The 17,238-nt window shown below is 63.8% G+C and carries 16 protein-coding genes; 3 read left to right on the forward strand and 13 right to left on the reverse strand.

Annotated features, from left to right (window positions below; all coding sequences use genetic code 11):
• Window positions 1-425: 425 nt before the first annotated feature.
• From ACIA03_RS00330 to ACIA03_RS00355, 6 genes are all read right to left on the reverse strand, one after another.
• Entirely contained in the window at window positions 426-1,313 is an 888-nt protein-coding gene (locus tag ACIA03_RS00330; RefSeq protein WP_396978132.1) for an LLM class F420-dependent oxidoreductase, read from the reverse strand.
• A 4-nt stretch (window positions 1,314-1,317) separates the two neighbouring features.
• Window positions 1,318-1,677 (reverse strand): hypothetical protein, encoded by a 360-nt coding sequence (locus ACIA03_RS00335; RefSeq protein ID WP_396978134.1) that lies wholly within the window; start codon window positions 1,675-1,677, stop codon window positions 1,318-1,320.
• Between the two features lie 93 nt (window positions 1,678-1,770).
• Window positions 1,771-2,460 carry an FAD-dependent oxidoreductase gene (locus ACIA03_RS00340; RefSeq protein WP_396978137.1) on the reverse strand — a complete coding sequence of 230 codons (690 nt, stop codon included), beginning with the start codon at window positions 2,458-2,460 and terminating at the stop codon, window positions 1,771-1,773.
• Window positions 2,461-2,475: 15 nt separating this feature from the next.
• Complete coding sequence (locus tag ACIA03_RS00345) at window positions 2,476-3,243, reverse strand: SDR family NAD(P)-dependent oxidoreductase (RefSeq protein ID WP_396978140.1); 768 nt, start codon at window positions 3,241-3,243, stop codon at window positions 2,476-2,478.
• Between the two features lie 10 nt (window positions 3,244-3,253).
• Window positions 3,254-4,102 carry an MBL fold metallo-hydrolase gene (locus tag ACIA03_RS00350; RefSeq protein WP_396978142.1) on the reverse strand — a complete coding sequence of 283 codons (849 nt, stop codon included), beginning with the start codon at window positions 4,100-4,102 and terminating at the stop codon, window positions 3,254-3,256.
• A 24-nt stretch (window positions 4,103-4,126) separates the two neighbouring features.
• A complete protein-coding gene (locus ACIA03_RS00355) occupies window positions 4,127-5,932 on the reverse strand; it encodes a flavin-containing monooxygenase (RefSeq protein WP_396978145.1) in 1,806 nt (601 codons plus the stop codon).
• A 703-nt stretch (window positions 5,933-6,635) separates the two neighbouring features.
• On the opposite strand from ACIA03_RS00355, the gene ACIA03_RS00360 reads away from it, so the two are divergent.
• The 3 genes from ACIA03_RS00360 to ACIA03_RS00370 all read left to right on the forward strand — a co-directional run bounded on the left by ACIA03_RS00360 (window position 6,636) and on the right by ACIA03_RS00370 (window position 11,517).
• The gene (locus tag ACIA03_RS00360) at window positions 6,636-8,372 is read left to right on the forward strand and encodes an FAD-binding protein (RefSeq protein ID WP_396978148.1); all 1,737 of its coding nucleotides are present in this window, start codon (window positions 6,636-6,638) and stop codon (window positions 8,370-8,372) included.
• 1 nt (window position 8,373) lies between these two features.
• The gene (locus ACIA03_RS00365; protein ID WP_396978150.1) at window positions 8,374-9,108 is read left to right on the forward strand and encodes an IclR family transcriptional regulator; all 735 of its coding nucleotides are present in this window, start codon (window positions 8,374-8,376) and stop codon (window positions 9,106-9,108) included.
• Between the two features lie 81 nt (window positions 9,109-9,189).
• On the forward strand, window positions 9,190-11,517 hold the full coding sequence (locus ACIA03_RS00370; protein ID WP_396978153.1) for an ATP-binding protein: 2,328 nt from the start codon (window positions 9,190-9,192) through the stop codon (window positions 11,515-11,517).
• 14 nt (window positions 11,518-11,531) lie between these two features.
• Here the strand turns inward: ACIA03_RS00370 and ACIA03_RS00375 are convergent, their stop codons facing one another.
• From ACIA03_RS00375 to ACIA03_RS00405, 7 genes are all read right to left on the reverse strand, one after another.
• On the reverse strand, window positions 11,532-12,788 hold the full coding sequence (locus tag ACIA03_RS00375; RefSeq protein ID WP_396978156.1) for an NAD(P)/FAD-dependent oxidoreductase: 1,257 nt from the start codon (window positions 12,786-12,788) through the stop codon (window positions 11,532-11,534).
• A 1-nt stretch (window position 12,789) separates the two neighbouring features.
• On the reverse strand, window positions 12,790-13,137 hold the full coding sequence (locus ACIA03_RS00380; RefSeq protein WP_396978158.1) for a 2Fe-2S iron-sulfur cluster-binding protein: 348 nt from the start codon (window positions 13,135-13,137) through the stop codon (window positions 12,790-12,792).
• Window positions 13,138-14,460 (reverse strand): cytochrome P450, encoded by a 1,323-nt coding sequence (locus tag ACIA03_RS00385; RefSeq protein WP_396978160.1) that lies wholly within the window; start codon window positions 14,458-14,460, stop codon window positions 13,138-13,140.
• 320 nt (window positions 14,461-14,780) lie between these two features.
• The gene (locus ACIA03_RS00390; protein WP_396978163.1) at window positions 14,781-15,638 is read right to left on the reverse strand and encodes a mycofactocin-coupled SDR family oxidoreductase; all 858 of its coding nucleotides are present in this window, start codon (window positions 15,636-15,638) and stop codon (window positions 14,781-14,783) included.
• Between the two features lie 223 nt (window positions 15,639-15,861).
• Window positions 15,862-16,143, reverse strand: coding sequence for a nuclear transport factor 2 family protein (locus ACIA03_RS00395; protein ID WP_396978166.1), 282 nt, complete (start codon window positions 16,141-16,143; stop codon window positions 15,862-15,864).
• Between the two features lie 49 nt (window positions 16,144-16,192).
• Window positions 16,193-16,366, reverse strand: coding sequence for a nuclear transport factor 2 family protein (locus ACIA03_RS00400; protein ID WP_396978168.1), 174 nt, complete (start codon window positions 16,364-16,366; stop codon window positions 16,193-16,195).
• 48 nt (window positions 16,367-16,414) lie between these two features.
• Window positions 16,415-17,215, reverse strand: coding sequence for an IclR family transcriptional regulator (locus tag ACIA03_RS00405; RefSeq protein WP_396978170.1), 801 nt, complete (start codon window positions 17,213-17,215; stop codon window positions 16,415-16,417).
• Window positions 17,216-17,238: the final 23 nt, after the last annotated feature.

The following is a 17,238-nucleotide window of genomic DNA, read 5'->3' on the forward strand; positions in this document are numbered from 1 at the left end:
CCGTGGTGGATCTGCAGCGAGGCGTAGCAGTGCCGGAGAGAGTGCATCCCGGTACCCACCAAGGGTCCCGCAGCTCGGGCAGCAGGTACCTAGACGGTCCTGAAAGTGGACCTCGAGATCGGAGCGCCGTCCGCGAGGCTGAACACCAGGTCTGATTCGCCCTGAGTTTCGTTCCTATCGGTTTCCCCGTCCGGCGGTCGCCGGGTGGGCTGAATCGTGGTCAGCGTAATAGGCCTGCTCGACCTCGGACGGCGCACGGTTACGCAACGACTCGGTCTTGTACAAGCCGTTGACCGTCTCGGGAGGAGTACCTCTTGATCAAGGGCGTGTTTGTGAGGGCCGTCGTCGATGTTCGTTGTCAGTCATCAGAAGGTAAGTGCCCCGGGTCCTGTCCTCCCCAGTTCGAACCCCGAGGATCGGTCCGATCAGCGGCACCCCGGAATCTCCACGTTCTCCATGACCCAGGCGATGTGCTCGATGTGCTCATCGACAGTGGCGAACCCGTTAGCCAAGATGGACACGGTGACATGGGTGGCGCCGACGTCCATGAGCTGACCGATGCGGTTCACGGTGCGCTCTTTGCTCGCGCCGCCCTCGTCTGGATGTAGGTTGAACAGGGCGTCGAATCCGTCGGCGGTTCGGTTGTTCTGCTCGAGCAGTTCCTGCACACGTTCCCACGCCTGGACAGCTGCGTCGCCGAACGCGTAGCTGAAGATGAACCCGTCTGCCAGATCGGCTGCACGCTTGAAGGCGCGCTCGGACCAGCCGCCGAAATAGATCGGAATCCGGCGCCGGGGGCGCGGAACCAGGCTTGCGCGGTCGATGCGATCGAAGTCGCCCTCGAACGTCACTAGGTCCTCGGTCCACAAGCGCCGCAAGTATGGGATCTGCTCGCTCATGCGGGCTCCGCGCTTCGAGAAGTCCTGTCCGAGTGCCTCGTACTCGACGTGGTTGTAGCCGACGCCAACACCGAGATTGAGCCGTCCCCCCGAGAGCAAGTCGATGTCGGCGGCTTGGCGCGCCACGAGGGCCGTTTGTCGCTGCGGGAGGATGAGCACACCAGTGACGAAGTTGATCCGACTGGTGACGCCGGCGAGGTACCCGAAGGAGACCAATGGGTCATGGAAAGGGTCGTTCTCGTCGTACGCCATTGGCGGGAGCGGCGGTTCACGGTCGACGTGGCTTGCACCCAGCACATGGTCATAGAGCAGAACATGGTCGTAGCCGAGTTCGTCGGCGGCGACGGCAAAGTCGCGCAATGCCAGGTGATCCCCGGCCAGTTCAACCTGAGGGAAGGAAACTCCGAGCCGCACGGCTTTACACCTCGGATCCGTCGTTGAGGGCGATCTCCCGATCGCCGTCGTCCAGCCACGAGGAGATCAGCTCGTACCCCGCGGCGAGGAGTTCGGATCCCATCGACTCGGATATGTGCATTCCTGCATCGATGGCATCCGTCATCGCATCGAGCGGCTCCTGGGGCACGCCCTGGATCTCATAGATCGCCAGATACCGGTACTGTCCGAAAGACGGATAGCCGAGCTGGGCGTCTGAGATCTCGCAGCGTGGCGCTCGGGCGTGGCCCGGAATCGCCACGCTGTCGGCGCGATGCTGATTGGTGTACCAGTCGTTGGACTCGTCCACAAGTCCTTCGGCGTGGTTGGCGTGGACGATGAACACGGAGGTAGCCATCACGACTCCTTTGGTCGGCGATTGCTGTTGGAGGATGTCTGCTGTGCTCAGCGATGCGTCGGTTCTGAAGCTCCGCAGCCCTCAAGGGGTTCGGGCAGCCATGACACCGAAGCCTCCGATGTAGTCCCGGATGGGGCGGTAGAAGGAATAGTCGACGGCGGACGGCCCGGCCTGCCCGAGTGCGCTGAATGCGGCTACCCAGGTCCGCACCTCGTGGGCGGAGTTGCCGGTCTCCGCCGCCATCTGGTCGGCTGACATGGCATCGACCGGCGACAGGTCGCCGGAGGCGACGATCTCCATCAGTGCCTTGCCCCACGTGGGGTTGAGGTCTTGGGTGGAGGCGGTGCCGGTAGCAAATTCTCGGGCGACTGCCATCGTGACCTGTTCGCGTCGCCGCCTGGCCTCAGCGGTGGGGTGGCGGTCAGGGCTGGATCGCACGACCGCGATCGGAACCCCATGCTCGGGCAGGAACCTGATCGCGTCCGGGCCTCGGTCGATGAACACGTCTCTAAGGCGTAGGTCGGCGGTGCCCTCGGAAAGCCAGTCCAGGTAAGCCTCCACCTCTTGACGCGAGTCAGCGATTCCAGCCGCCCGAGCCGCGTCGGTGAGTCCGGCCCAGATCTGGCCGCCCGAGTACGCTGCGGCACCACCGAGCTTGTCGGCCGCCTCGATCACGAGGACGTTGCCGCCTGCGGCGGCGGTGATGGCTGCCGAGAGACCTCCGGCACCGGAACCGATGATCAACACGTCGCACGTGCTCGGGATCGACATGACCTTCCGTTCCTGTCAGCGTGCGGTTAGGCCGCCGTCGGCGACGATGGCCTGACCGGTGATGAATGAGGCGTCGTCGGAGGCCAGGAAGGCGATCACTGCGCCGATCTCCTCGGGTCGTCCCCACCTGGCCATGGGCACCCTCAGGGTCTCCTCGATCAGGACCCGGCTCTCCTCTTCGCTCGGCGCGAAGGAGGCTGTCATCGGGGTCTCGATATAGCCCGGGCACACCACGTTGACCCGGATACCGTCCGTGGCGTATCGCAGGGCGGCGTCCTTCGTCGCGCCGACCACACCGTGCTTGGCGGGACCGTAGCCGCTGGGTCCGATCGACCCTGTGACCCCGGCGATGGATGCGACATTGACCACCGCCCCGCCGCCGAACTGCTGCAGCAGCGGGATGCCCGCCTTCATGCCACGCCAGGTGCCGAGGAGGAACATGTCGAGGTTGCGTTCGAAGTCGTCCTCGCGGTCCGTGCTGGTCTTTCCTGCGGAGTTGACCACGATGTCAAGCCGTCCGAAGCGGCCGACCACGGCGGCGAGGCTCTCGCGCACGGAATCGTCGTCGAGCACGTCCGTTTGGCAGAAGTGCGCCGTGCCGCCGCCGTGGGCGATCTCGTCGACGAGCTCCTTGCCGGCCGCCTCGGACAGGTCGGCCACGGCGACCCTGGCGCCGCTGGCCGCTAGGGCAAGTGCGCTGGCGCGCCCGATGCCGCTCGCTCCGCCAGCGACCCAGCAGACCTTGTCGTTCAGTCCGGAGAAGACCGTCTTCCCAGTTCCCATACCTGGCCCCTCAGATCGTCTCGTAGGCGAGCCGGCCGGCATCACCCTTGACCAGCTGGCCCCACTTCATGCCGGGGAAATGGGCGGCGGCGAACGGCAGCTTGGTGTCGTAGAGGAGCTTGCGGAACCGCTCGATCGCCTCGATCGCCTTCGGAAGATCCCGGTTGAAGAAGAACTCCCAGCCGTCGAGCAGCTCTCCGTGCGAATGCACGAGATCGCCGATCAACAGGCCCTGATCGCCCCGAGAACTGAGCGCCAGAACCGTGTGGCCCGGGGTGTGACCACTGGCCTCCATCGCGTTGATGCCGGGCAGGATCTCCTGGTCGCCCTCGAAGAGCTCGATCCGGTCGAGGACGGGCTTGAACCGGTTCTCGACCTTGTCCTCCTCTGACCGCATGAGGCTGGGCTCCCAACCCTCAAGGACCGAATCGGGGCTGGTGTAGTGGTCCCACTCGCGGCGGTCGATGTGGATCGTGGCGTTCGGGAAGTAAGGCTTCCCGTCGATCGTCGTCCAGCCGATGTGGTCGGTGTGCAGGTGGGAGAAGATGATGTCGGTGACGTCCAGCGGGCTGACGCCGGCTGCCCACATCGACGAGCGGAGAGCTCCACAGGCGAAGGCCTCCTGTCCGCCGATCTGGGGCCCCATCCCGGTGTCCTGGAGCACGACGCGGTCGCCATAGCGGATGAGGTAGCTGCCGACGGTGTTGATCATCTGTCCGGTGCACGGGTCCAAGAACCTGTTGAACGGCTCCCAGTCCGACTCGGTCGGCGGGTTGTCACCCACGAAGATCCCTCCGTGCGGGTCGAGCGCCGCCTCCCCGTCGATCAGGCTGTCGATTCGCATGTCACCGATCTGCATGACTGTCTCCTTGTCCTGGGATGATCAAGCGCCGACGGCGGCCGGCTGGGCGTTCGCGGCCGGGTGACGGAACGCGTCGGTGATCAGGCCTTCGAGGTCTGCTTTGACCAGCAGAGCAAGGCGCTCGGAGCCGGGGCGGATCTGGTTGATCCCACCACCGTTGAGCCACAGGCCACGCTGGCCGGTCTGGCCCCACAGGTTTGCCCACTCGCCCTGATCGTCGAGGCAGGCGATGTCGCCGACGCGCTCGGCGACGTCCTCGCCGAACCACTCCGCGACCTCGACCTTGCGGTTCTGGTAGCCGGTGGCCAGAACGACGATGTCGGCCTCGAGCACGGTGCCGTCATCGAGCTTGGCGCCGTTCTCGACGAACTCGACGACGCCGTCGAACTGCATCACCTTGATGCCGCCCTCGACGATGACCTCGGAGGCACCCTTGTTGAGGTAGTAGCCACCGCCGGTGCGCAGGAAGAGGTCGAGCCAGCCCATCCCGTTGACGCCGTCACCCAGGCGCATGCCAGCAGCTTCGAGGCCCTTGAGGAGGTCGGCGTCGAGCTCCTTGGCGTAGGCGTGGTACTGCCGGGAAGCGGCCGCACGCAGTGGGTCGATCAGGCCGATGCCGTAGCGGATGTCGACCAGCTCGGTGGGGATCTCGGGGTCGATGTAGCCGGCGTAGGCGAGGTTGGCGGTGTCGACATGGTTCACCACGACCGCGCTGCGCTGCACCATAGTCACCTCGACTCCGTTCTCGTACATGTCGAGGGCGATGTCGTGGGCGCTGGTGGCGGCGCCGATGATGATGGCCTTCTTGATGTCGTAGTCGGTAGCACTGGTGAACTTCGAGGAGTGCATAACCGGGCCGTCGAAGGTGCTCAGGCCCGGCAGGTCGGGGATGGACGGCTTTCCGCCGATGCCTCCCGTAGCCAGGATGACGTGCTTGGGTCGCAGGACCCGCTCGGTGCTGTCCGCGCGGACCATCGTGGCGGTCCACTGACCGGTTGCCTCGTCGTATTCGGCACCCCGGAACTCGGTTGAGGTCCAGATGTCGAGGTCGAGATAGCGCGCGTAGACGTCGAGCCAGTCGCCCATCACGTCCTTGGGCAGGTACTCCGGGTAGTGGCTCGGGAACTCCAGGAACGGGAACCCGTTCATCTCGACGGGGTTGTGCAGGGTCAGGGAGTCGTAGCGGTTACGCCAGTTGTCACCGACCGACTCGTTGCGGTCGACGATCAGCGTCCGCACGCCAAGCTTGCCCAGGTGGGCGGCCGCGACGAGGCCGGCCTGGCCAGCGCCCACGACGATGACCTCGGGGTCGCTGTCGACGAACTCGCACCGCTCTGCCCGAAACTCGCCGTACGTCTGGCCCAGGCGAGTCGGGGTGAAGCCGCTGCCGCGCGGGTGAACCTCCGGCCGGGGTGCGTCCTTGAGCGACTCCAGACGGGTGTAGAGGGCACGGACCCGGAACCCGTGCGGAGCCGAGTCGTCAAGTGCACCGTTGAGCAGCGCGACGCCGGTGCCGTCAGCCGTCTCGAAGTCGTAGAAGGCTTCGACGACCGCCGCGTCCCCCTCGCCCAAGATGCTGGGGGCGGGCCAGTTGGCGGAGAGTGCAAAGTTGGAGGGCTTGATCTCGTCGACGACGGACAGCAGCGCGGCGATCACGGACTCGCGGCCGTGGAACTGCCGGAAGTCCCAGGTGAGCGCGCCGTTGTCGCGGAGGTACGAGGGGTCGGCGAAGAGCTCGCGAAGCGCGCTCTCGTCCCGAGCATCCAGGGCACGCCCGAAGTCCTGGAACCAGAGATCTACGTTCGCTCCAAGTGACGTGGAAGTCATCGACAGGAGGTCCTTTCGTGAGCGGGATGGCACCACGGCTGGCGGCCATCGCCACACAGATGATGTGGCGCTCATCACGCTAACCATCGCAACTAGCCCAGTCAATCAACATTTGCACATATGGAGTGCCTATAGTGAGAAATTCTCTTCGCCGATCCGGTCCCCGCTTGACCCCGACCCAGAGCGGGCGGACAGAGCAGCCCGCCAGCCAAACGAACCGAGACGGCATGCCACCTTGACCCGCGGACGCGAGAACTTGGCCAGAGGTGTTGCCCTATATGCGACATGTGTGCGCACAATACGAAAAGGCCCAATCTGTGACGGCACTCACATGCTGAACCTGAGGAGACCCGACCGTGGCTCGATCCACTTGGACCGCGCACACCATAACTGTGCACGGGCTTGAAACTCATTACCTGGAGGCCGGAGAGGCCCGCCGCTCGTCCTGCTGCATGGCGGCGAGTTCGGGGGCAGCGCAGAGTTGGCTTGGGAACATTGATCGACAAGTACGCCCGTTCCCGACGCGTGATCGCACCCGACATCCTCGGATTCGGCTACTCCGCGAAAGTGGTCGACTTCCTCGATGGCCGCACATGGCGCTTGAAACATCTCGCCGCCCTCTGCGCGTAGTTGAGCGTCGAGCGCGCCCCGAGGAACTAGCCCGCCTGGCGTTGAACTTCATCGATGAGAAAGAGGACGACAAGTGAGCCAGACCTCGACCGAGCACACCACTGGTACCACCTTCGACCACGGAGTAGACGTACTAGTCGTCGGCGCGGGTTCCGGTGGCTTCACTGCCGCACTCGCCGCGTCCGAACGCGGACTGCGCACACTCGTCATCGAAAAGGCGTCGTGGTACGGGGGGTCGAGCTCACTCTCCGGCGGAGGAGTCTGGGTCCCCGGTGCGCCCGCCCAGACCCGCCTCGGCCACCACCTGAAACCTGATGACACCTTCCGCTACCTCAAGGCCATCACCGAGGGCCTCGTCTCCGACGCCCGGCTGCACGCCTATGTCGACGGCGCGCCCCAGATGCTGGAGTTTCTTGAGAACCTCGACCCGGACCTCCAGTTCGTCTGGAAGCCGGGCTACCCCGACTACTATCCCAACCTTTACGGCGGATCCGAGCAGGGCAGTACTATCAACGTCCCTCCGGTCGACCTGCGGACCCTCGGAGAAGACGCCGACCGACTTCACCCTCCTCTGAGCGTGATGCCCCGCGGCATGTGGATCGGCCCCACCGAGCTCCCCGACTTCTACCGTCTTCGGCAGACCTGGGCCGGCAAGCGACTCTTCATCAAGCTGATCTGGCGGATGCTTCGGGCTCGCCTCACCAACGAACGCATCACCACCATCGGACAAGCTCTGATGGCCCGACTCATGCTCGCTGTACGCAAGCGGGACATCGAGCTGTGGCTCTCTTCCCCGCTCAAGTCTCTGATCGCCGAGAACGGCCGCATCGTCGGAGCCCTCGTCGAACGTGAAGGAAACCTTCTCCGCGTCCGCGCCACAGGCGGCGTGATCATCGCGGCCGGCGGCTTCGACCACAACAAGGCGATGCGATCGACTCATCAGCCCACCGCACGCGCTGACGTCAGTCTGGGCGCCAAGACCAACACCGGGGACGGTGTCAACGCTGCTGTCGAAGCCGGTGCGGCAGTCGACCTCATGGACAGCGCCTGGTGGTTCCCCGCCGTCGAATGGGGCCCGGGAAGGATCCAGTTCAGCCTCAACGAGCGCATGCTCCCCTCCCAGATCATCGTCAACGGAGCCGGCGAACGCTGGATCAACGAGGCCGCGCCTTACGAGGACTTCGGCTTCGAGATGATCGCCAAGCACGAAACCGGCGTCCAGCACATCCCGTCCTGGTACATCACTGACGACTGGTCCTGGCGCCGCTACGTGATCTTCGGCCACCTGCCGCTGCCCAAGATCCCCTTCGCGCCTGCTCCGACCGGACACGCACTCCCCAAGGCGTGGGTCGGTTCGGGCTCCGTGCAGACGGCGTCGACGCTTACCGAGCTCGCCGAGAAGATCGGCGTGCCTGCTGGTGCGCTCGAGAAGACCGTCGAGCGGTACAACACCGATGCCGAGGCCGGAACCGACACCCAGTTCCATCGCAGCGAGAGCGCCTACGACCGCTACTACGGCGACATCACCCTGGCCAACCCGAGCCTCGCACCCCTGCATGGCGGCCCGTACTACGCGTTCAGGATCATTCTCTCCGACCTTGGCACCAACGGCGGAGTCGTCACCGATGAGCACGGTCGTGCACTCCGTCCCGACGGATCGCCTCTGCCTGGCCTGTACGTCACGGGCAACGCGAGCGCCTCCGTCATGGGACGCAGCTACGCCGGCGCCGGTTCCACCATCGGCCCCTCGATGACCTTCGGCTTCCTTGCCGCACGACACATCGCCGCACATGTTCGCGAAGGAGAGTGAGATGCGCAGGGACTACTCTCGGGGCGCGGACTCATTGCCCCAAGAACCTGCCATCGCCCGCCCGGCAGGAACGCAGACGTTTGCTCGGGGCCTCACCGCCCTGATGGCAATTGCGGACTCCCCCACCGGGCTGAGCGTTCAAGAGCTCGCGAACCGGCTGGACGTACACCGATCGATGGCCTATCGCCTCATCCAGACCCTCGTCGACTTCGGTCTCGTTGCACAGGCAAGCGACAAGACGTACCGACCAGGGCCACGAATGGCGGCCTTCTCCGACCTGTACCTCCCCACCTTGCGGCACATCGCGCAGCCCTTCATCAGCGCGCTGGCCGACGAGGTCGGCTGCGCCGTGTCCCTCTTCGTCGCCGAAGGAAGCAACGCGTTCGCCATCGCCTCAGCCGAGCCGACCACCGTGGGACACCACCTGAGATTCCGACCCGGCATGCGAACGCCGGGCAATCGCGGCGCCGCCGCCTACGCCATCCTGGCAACCCGACCCCCTAGCGACAACGATCTAGAGCCGGCGAAACGTGCCCGTTCGGAAGGCATCGCGTCCAGCCACGACGAAGTCCTGAAGGGAGCACACGCGGTCGCTGCCGGCTTCTCGACATCAGACGTCCGTGCGTGCGTGAACGTGATGACCTACGTCGAAGAACAGGCTGTCGCAGCACGTGAACCCGCCAAGAGGTGCGCCGCTGCCATCGCTCAAGCCCTGGCGGAAGAAGAGGTGCACTGATGAGGGCGGGAAACCGTCAAGAAGCAGGGACCTACACAGCGTAGGTTGCCCCCTTAGTTTGGCACCATTGGAGTCGTCACCATGAAGGTCAACACTGTTGTCGGCCGGCTGCCCAGTGAACTGACCAGCTTTGTCGGACGGCGTCGTGAACTGACCGAGGTGAGGCAGCGACTCGAAGACTCGCGGCTGGTGACGCTGACCGGGATCGGTGGGGTCGGCAAGACGCGGCTAGCACTCCGCACCGGCACTACTGTTCGGCGAGCTTTCAGGGATTCGGTTTGTCTTGTCGAGTTCGGAGACCTCACCGATTCGTCCGTGCTCTCCGAAGTAGTCGCGGTCGCCTTGGGCATCCTGAGCCGCACGAATCGTCCGGCAGATCAGTTACTAGAGGAGCATCTCATGTCTCGTCAGATGCTCTTGATACTCGACAACTGTGAGCACCTGCTCGATGCCGTTGCGGACCTAGTCAAGGCGCTCCTCGAGGTTGCCCCGGGGCTCAAGGTGCTGGCGACCAGTCGCGAGCCGCTCAACATCGACGGCGAGTCTGTCGTCCGCGTTCCCCCAATGACCGTGCCGAATCTGGGGGAAACACACGACAGCTGCATTCAGACCGGCAGTGATGCCATCACTCTGTTCGCCGAGCGAGCGCGGTCACATGTCCCAGGATTCGTGCTGACCGCAGAGAACACCGCCACCGTGGCTCGGATCTGCCAGCGGCTCGACGGTCTGCCGCTGCCTATCGAGCTGGCGGCGGCCCGAATGCGTACTCTCTCGGTCACTCAGATCCTCGACCACTTGAGCGACCGCTACCGGCTGCTCACCGCGGGCCGCCGCGCAGCACCGTCGCGTCAGCAGACTCTTCGCTCTTCGGTGGATTGGAGCTGGGACTTGTGCAGCCTCGAAGAGCAGCAACTCTGGGCACGGCTGTCGGTGTTCGCGGGGAGCGCTCAGCTCGATGCAATCGAAGGAATCTGCACCGACATGTCAGATGCCACTGACATCCTTGATCTCGTCGGATCTCTGGTCGACAAGTCCATCGTCATCCGCGAGGAGCCCGGTCCCGAAGTCCGTTATCGGATGCTGGACACCTTGCGCGAGTACGGTCGATCCGAGCTCGTGCGCAGCGGTAGGTACGACGACACACGCCGCAGGCACCGTGACTGGTATGCCCAACTCGTCACTCATGCGGTCGACGACTGGGTCAGCGCCAATCGCAGGTCGTGGGCAAGCAGGCTCAGCCGCGATCAAGCCAACCTTCGCGAGGCGATGGAGTATTGCTTCGACGAGTCCGGCGAGACCGAAGCTGGGCTGCTGATCGCTGCGTCCCTCTACCCGTACTGGCTGACTTGCGGGCGCTTCAGTGAGGGGCGTCGTTGGCTGGATCGCGCATCGGACGCACACAGCGTCGCTCCTTCGGTCCAGACACGTGCGATGTTGCTGAACAGCGTCTTGGCCGGATTGCACGGCGCCACCGAGTCGGCCGCCTCGCTGCTGGCCCATGCCGGCACGATCGCCGATCCGTCGGACCGCACGACCGCACTCACTCACTACGCCAGCGGTTACGTCGCCCTCTATCAGGGAAAGTCCGACAGCGCGGTGACACACTTCGCCATCTCAGCCGAGATGTTCCGTATTGATGCCGACATCTTCTTGGAATGGGGGAGCTTGGAAGGACTAGGAGTATCCCGAGTCCTCGCGGGAGACATGGAACGAGCCGTTGAGAGCCTCAACAAGGCCCTCTCCATCACCGCAACTGGGGAGCACCCGGACCTCCACGCCTATCCACTGTGGGCACTGGCGATCGCTCTCTGGCAGCAAGGCGATCCGGATCAAGCAACAGCAGCACTTCATCGAGGCCTGGAGATCAGTCGGCGGGGTGACCCCCTGGCACTCGCGTACAACCTGCAGATCTCGGCGTGGATCGCCGCGGAAAATGATGATGAAGAACGCGCTGTGACTCTGGGCGGCGCGGCTGAAGCGCTGTGGCGTCAGCTCGGGAGCACTGTTCTGATTTTCCCGGGGATGCAGGGGTTTCAGGACTCGTACGATCGCCGAGTGCGCAGTCAGCTGACTCCCAAACAATTCAGCGCTGCACACAATCAGGGCGCGTCAATGACACGTGACGAAGCCGCGGCTTTCGCACTGAACGAGAAGCATCTGCAGCCCACTTCGCGCGACCTCGAGATGCCTAACCTGACCAAGCGCGAACGCGAAGTTGCCGTGCTTGTCACTCGAGGACTCACCAACAAGGCAATCGCCGAGAAGCTCGTCATATCGCAACGCACAGCACAAGGCCACGTTGAGAACATCCTGACCAAGCTCGGGTTCAGTTCCCGCACACAGATCGCAACATGGGTAGCCAGCCAGCATTCAGCCGCCGATGAGGCCGCTGCCTCATCGGCGCCCTGAGCACGGTGCCGTCGCTACACTTCGCTCGCCCCGGCAACAACACCTTCCGCCGCCTTCAACGGTTGGCCGAGGTCGGAAAAATCAACATGTTCGGCGATTCCTCCACGCTTGATAAGGGCCCGGCCCTGCGCGAAATCCGAGGGCCGGTTCACGCAGTCGATGGCGACCAGTTGACGGCCAGCGAGGTACAACACGGAAAAGGCCTCGGTGCTGGGATCGCCACGAGTGATAACTGTGTCGTAGCCGTTGCGGATACCCGCCGACTTGAACTTGATGGAGTACTGGTCCGACCAGAACCACGGGACCTCGTCGCTGGCAGCCGGTTCACCCAAGAGATCGGACGCGACGACCTTCGCTTGATCGTTGGCGTTCTGCACGGATTCAAGGCGCACGCGCTGTCCTCGGGCGTACGGGTGGATCTGATGAGTGCAGTCCCCGGCAGCCCACACCCCTTCGAGGCTGGTACGCCCCATTTCGTCCACCTCGACTCCGGAGCCAATTGCGGCGCCGGCAGCGGCGAGCACTTCACAGTTCGCCTGCATTCCGACGCCCAGAACGACGACGTCGCAAGCAACCTCGGAGCCGTCGCTCAGCGTTGCAGACACCACGCGATCATCGACACCGTTGAATGCCGTCGCGATGGTCTGCAATCGCAGGTCGACGCCGGCACGTACATGGACTCGCTCGAAGAATTCGGACACCGTCCTGCCGGTCACGCGCTCCAGGACACGCTGTCCAGCTTCGGCCACCGTCACATCGAGGCCTAGACCGACCAGTGCCGAAGCCATCTCCAGCCCGATGTATCCGGCGCCGACAACAACTGCGCGGCCCGCGGAGCCGAGCTCCGCCTTCAAACGTTCAGCGTCCTCCAGACTCCTCATCTGGTACACGCCGCTCAGGTCGACTCCTGGCGTCGGAAGAGAACGAGCCCGACCCCCCGCGGTCCAGACCAGCCGGCCGTAGCGGACGTCCCCGCGAACGGTCTTCAACGTGTGGAGTCGAGGGTCGACGTGGGTGACGGCGGCGTCAAGGATCAGATCGGCGGCCGACTCGTTCCAGTACTCCGCCGACCGGAGAGGCAGGTCGTCGACCGACTCCGTACCCAGGAGGTACCCCTTGGAAAGTGGTGGTCTCTTGTAGGGCAAGGTCGCCTCGGTGCTGAGGAGGGCAACTGAGCCCTCATAGCCTCCTTTTACCAGATGGGTAGCGACACTGACACCCGCATGACCGGCTCCGACAATGGCGATATCGTAATAGTCTTTCATCGCCATCTCACAGTGCAGGCACTTCGACGCTCAGGCCGTCCAGGTCGCCTACGACTCTGATCTGACATCCCAAGCGACTGGATGGGCGTACTTCTCCGACGATAAGGCACTCGATTCCTTCCAACTCATCCGCAGACGGCTCGCCAACGGATGCCTGCCACTCGTCGTCGACGTACACGTGGCATGTTCCGCATGCCATTTCGCCTCCACACTCACCCTCGATACCTGGGACATCGTGATTCACCGCAACATCCATCAACGACTGTCCAGGATTGGCTTCGACGACACGCGCCGGGCCATTCGCGACAACGAACTGAACCTTCAAAACGCCTCCATCCACCAGAACGGCCAACACCTACGAGGCGTCCCGAGGAAGGACGCTGACGGGGTCCCACTTCACCGGGAGGTGATCGAATCCGTGGATCACCATCACCTCGCTCCGCGTAGGTGTGCCCGCAGGGTCCAGCGCCAACGTGGGGATTCGCCGGAACAGAGTCGCGAACGCGAGCCGCAGCTCCTGCCGGGCCAGGTTGTTGCCGATGCACGTGTGCGGACCCTTACCGAAGGTCAGGTGCTTCTGCAGCTCGGCCTTGGGCCGGTCGATCTTGAATTGGGTCGGGTCGTCGAACTCTTCGTCATCCATGTTCGCCGAGGCGAAAGTGGGACGAACCTTGGTGCCCTCGGACATGTGAACCCCGCCGATGGTCAGGTCTTCCGATGTCGTCCGGGCCAAACCTTCGATCGGCGCCATGTACCGCAAGACTTCCTCAACGGCAGTGTTGATCAGTTCTGGTTGATCGAGCAGTTTGCTGCGCTCGCCAGGATTCTTGCAGAACAAGTAGACGCCATTCGCGATGGCAGTTGCGCTCGACTCGAAGCCGCCAGCGATCATCTGCACGAAAGCCTGAACCACCTCGTCGTGGCCGAATAGCTTGTCGTTCTCGTCGGTGGTGGTCAGCAGCATCGACAAAGCGCTTGGCGCCACGTCACCGCTCTCAACCCCCGCCACGAGGGCAGGGCCGACAGCGGCCACGGTCTCCGAAATGGCAGCCATCGCGTTGGCGCCGCGCTTCGCAGCCTCCTCCGTGCCACCCCAGATCGACAGGATCGCCAATGCCCACTCCTTGACATCCGGCTCCATCTCCGTCGGTAGCCCAAGGAGATGTGTGAGCATGCCGCTGGTGAGCGGAGTGGCGAAGTCAGCCATGATGTCTGCTCGACCCTTGCTCGCCAGTTCGTCGATGAGGTCGTCGATGCGCTCCTGGAGCATCGGAATCAACGGCGCGATGACCTTGGGAGATACAGATGGCTGCGCGAGTCGACGTGACCGCTTGTGCGCGGCGCCGTCGGACCAAGCCAACGATCCGCCGTTCTCCGGAACGGCGATGCGCTCGGGCCCCGATCCCTCGGCGCTCAAGAACTTCTCCGGGTTGACAAGACATTCCTCGACGTCGCGGTAGCGAGTCAAGGTGTAGAACTCGTCGCCCTGGCCCGTGACGAACGGATTGTCGGTCAGCGCCTTGAGCTGCTCATCCGAGAACTTGTGCCGGTGAACAGGGCACTTCTCTCGGAGATTCGCGAAGTGCTCCTCGACATTGGGCTTCACGTCGGGAGACGTGGGATCGTAGCTTCGCGGGTCGTATTCCTCTGAAACAGATGCCGAGACTGACTCGTTCATGATCTCCTGATTTCCCGTGACAACGGCTAATGGAAAGCGGCTGACGCGCTGCCAGCCGCATCGTTCTCGTTGACCGCGACGCTAGTTTCATCGCAGTCGATGGGCGAACTTCGTTCAGGTATATCGAACCGTTTCTGACGATCTTCTGGTCCTTCCGGAAGGCGTGCCAACCAAAGCGGAATCACAACTGACACAGGCCGGTCCGAACGTGATGAGCAGTTGCTGGCGCAACTGCTCATCAGGTCCAAATCAAGATGGGACAGTCGGTTCGTCGGGGGGATCCCGAGGCTGAACGGCAATGCCGCCCTGTCACGCTCTGCTCAGCTGACTGGCTCGTGGTTGTAGCCCGCCAACAGTTGATGGCCGGCGTCAACAGGGACCGTTACCCCCGTCACCCCCGCGGCCAAGTCAGAGTTGAGCCAGACACCAGCATCAGCGACGTTCATGGCGGGAATCGCCCGGACGCCCTTCAGGGCATGGTAGTGCGCAGCCGCAGTTTGCACGCTCTCCTCCGTACCGCCAGGGCCTCCGTTGAACAGGTCCATACCGACCTGGTTCACGATCATCGGAGTCTCGATCACCCCTGGTGCGAGCGCGTTGCATCGAATGCCATAACGTCCGAGCTCGAGAGCAAGGTTCTTCGCCAGACCCACAGTGCCGTGCTTAGAGGTCGAGTAGTGCCCGTAGTAGATTCCCGGCTCGAATCCGTTGGTCGACGCCGTGATCACCACGGAACCCGATCCCCGCTCGATCATGTGAGGGACAACGGCTTTTGCCGTCTTCCATACGCCGGTGACGTTGATGTCCTGCATGTCCACCCACTGCTCTTCGGACAGGTTCCACAGCTCCTGCCCGACTCCCCAGATGCCGTGGTTGATCACCAGGGAGTCGATCCGTCCGAACTCGTCGAGAACGGTCTTGACCGCCTCGTCCAGCTCGTCCTGCCGGCGCACGTCCGCCTGGATCGAAATCGCGCGGCGACCGTGCTTCTCCACCTGGCGCACGGTCTCGGTCAGGTCCTCTGGCGTTGCCATCGGATAAGGGACGGTCGCCACCTGGCTCGCGATGTCGAGCACCGCCACGTCCGCACCCTCTCGCGCGGAGGCGATCGCGTGGGCACGACCCTGACCTCGCGCCCCACCCGTGATCAGAACAACCTTGCCGCCCAATAGACTCATTGCGATATACCTCTCGTAGTGGTGAGCTGGCCCTACCAGAACACAAGCCCAATATGTGTCTGGGTGCCATCAGCGTTCGGAATTATCGAACGCGTGCCGGTTCTGGCAACGAGCCCTGCCACTACGACCTCGATGCTTTCATTTCTCCACGGTCCGCGCGTCGCAGTTAGGCGACCCGACGGGCGCCCGGCGAACACGATCCATTCAGGAACGGCGGCGCAGGTCAGCCTGCGCCGGCCACCACGCTCGCCGGATCGATATCCACGGCGAGCCGGGTGAGTTTCAGCGTCGCGATCTGCCATCCGCCCTCGGCTCGGCGGTAGGTCTCGTGGTAGTGCCCATGCCCCCGAACCTCACGGAACGGCGTACCGCTTGCCGGGCGCAAGATATCGGACATCGCCCAGATACCTCGTGCCGTCGAGTCGTCGAGCACTTCGATTTCGGCGGTATGGCCATGATGTACGGACGCCACGCCGGTCAAGGCCGTCTCAAGGCTCTTCAACACGGTCTGACGGCCTCGATTGAGCTGCTCGTCCTCAGGCAGGATGGGCGTCTCAGCGCCGGCAGCGACCCCTCGGGCCCATCATCGCGCCCCTGAAGTCGCAGACGACATCCTCAGTGAGCACGCTACCCAGCAGCCCCCAGTCGTGCTCGTCTACGCCGCGGAAATACCGGGCTTTCATGAGCCTGATGTCCTCGACGGCGGTGAGTCGTGTCGTTAGGTCCATTCCCATTCCTCTCATCTCTTGCCCGCGGCCGTCGTATGCTCTGGGCAATCATGTGGGCACCGATATCCGCGGTCCGGTCGTTCCCGACAGCACACACTCGCGTGGTTCCGACCGCGCATTCTGTGAAAGGCGAGCCGCCGCCCGCTGCACGGATCGGCTCAATAACTCACGGTTACGATGGAACGGCAGCGAAGGTAGCGTCACCGCGATCGCAGCGTGCACCTCACCGTCAGCGTCCCAGACAGGGGCGGCGACGGAACAGGACCCAACCTGTGTCTGCTCTATGTCATAACCGATCCCGCGTAGGCGAACCGCACCGAGCTCGGTCTGAAGATCGGCAGGCGCCGACGGCGGAAGAGGATTCGTACCTGGACAACACAGTCGTTCGATCAACTTGTCCCGGTCTCCAGAGCGCATGTTGGCCACCAGTACTTTGCTCAAGGCCGACCGTCCCACCACTGCGGGGGTGCTCGCCACCCGACGCATGGTCTCGGTCGCGGACGCGCTGACGGCTCGGTCGAGCACGGTGACCTCATCATGGTGTAGTGCGCCCAACTCGGCCATGGCGCCGAGATGCTCGGATAGTTGGCGCAGCACCGGCCGTGTGCCAGCAAGCAGGCCGGTCGTGTCGCTCAGCGTGCGATTGAGCTCGACAATGCGCCACCCCAGCCGGTATCGGCCTCCGGTTGCCCGACGCATCAGACCGATCTCGCACAAACTGGCAAGCAGACCGTGGGCACTGGATTTCGGAATGCTCAGCCTCGCGGCCACCTCAGCAACACCCCACTCTGGGTGTGCGACAGTAAACAGGTCCAAGACCTTCCCTGCCTTCGTCACGGTTCCGAGCATCAGCGCTCCTATCCACAGGTGAC

The organism is Nocardioides sp. NPDC051685 (assembly GCF_044453405.1).
Taxonomy (GTDB): Bacteria; Actinomycetota; Actinomycetes; order Propionibacteriales; family Nocardioidaceae; genus Nocardioides.

What these genes read in the sequence shown, in the direction of transcription:
- ACIA03_RS00375 (WP_396978156.1), bottom strand. Translation starts at nt 12,788, where the DNA reads ATGGCGATGAAAGACTATTACGATATCGCCATTGTCGGAGCCGGTCAT.
- ACIA03_RS00350 (WP_396978142.1), bottom strand. Translation starts at nt 4,102, where the DNA reads ATGCAGATCGGTGACATGCGAATCGACAGCCTGATCGACGGGGAGGCG.
- ACIA03_RS00340 (WP_396978137.1), bottom strand. Translation starts at nt 2,460, where the DNA reads ATGTCGATCCCGAGCACGTGCGACGTGTTGATCATCGGTTCCGGTGCC.
- ACIA03_RS00390 (WP_396978163.1), bottom strand. Translation starts at nt 15,638, where the DNA reads ATGAGTCTATTGGGCGGCAAGGTTGTTCTGATCACGGGTGGGGCGCGA.
- ACIA03_RS00370 (WP_396978153.1), top strand. Translation starts at nt 9,190, where the DNA reads ATGAAGGTCAACACTGTTGTCGGCCGGCTGCCCAGTGAACTGACCAGC.
- ACIA03_RS00365 (WP_396978150.1), top strand. Translation starts at nt 8,374, where the DNA reads ATGCGCAGGGACTACTCTCGGGGCGCGGACTCATTGCCCCAAGAACCT.
- ACIA03_RS00400 (WP_396978168.1), bottom strand. Translation starts at nt 16,366, where the DNA reads ATGGACCTAACGACACGACTCACCGCCGTCGAGGACATCAGGCTCATG.
- ACIA03_RS00385 (WP_396978160.1), bottom strand. Translation starts at nt 14,460, where the DNA reads ATGAACGAGTCAGTCTCGGCATCTGTTTCAGAGGAATACGACCCGCGA.
- ACIA03_RS00345 (WP_396978140.1), bottom strand. Translation starts at nt 3,243, where the DNA reads ATGGGAACTGGGAAGACGGTCTTCTCCGGACTGAACGACAAGGTCTGC.
- ACIA03_RS00405 (WP_396978170.1), bottom strand. Translation starts at nt 17,215, where the DNA reads ATGCTCGGAACCGTGACGAAGGCAGGGAAGGTCTTGGACCTGTTTACT.
- ACIA03_RS00355 (WP_396978145.1), bottom strand. Translation starts at nt 5,932, where the DNA reads ATGACTTCCACGTCACTTGGAGCGAACGTAGATCTCTGGTTCCAGGAC.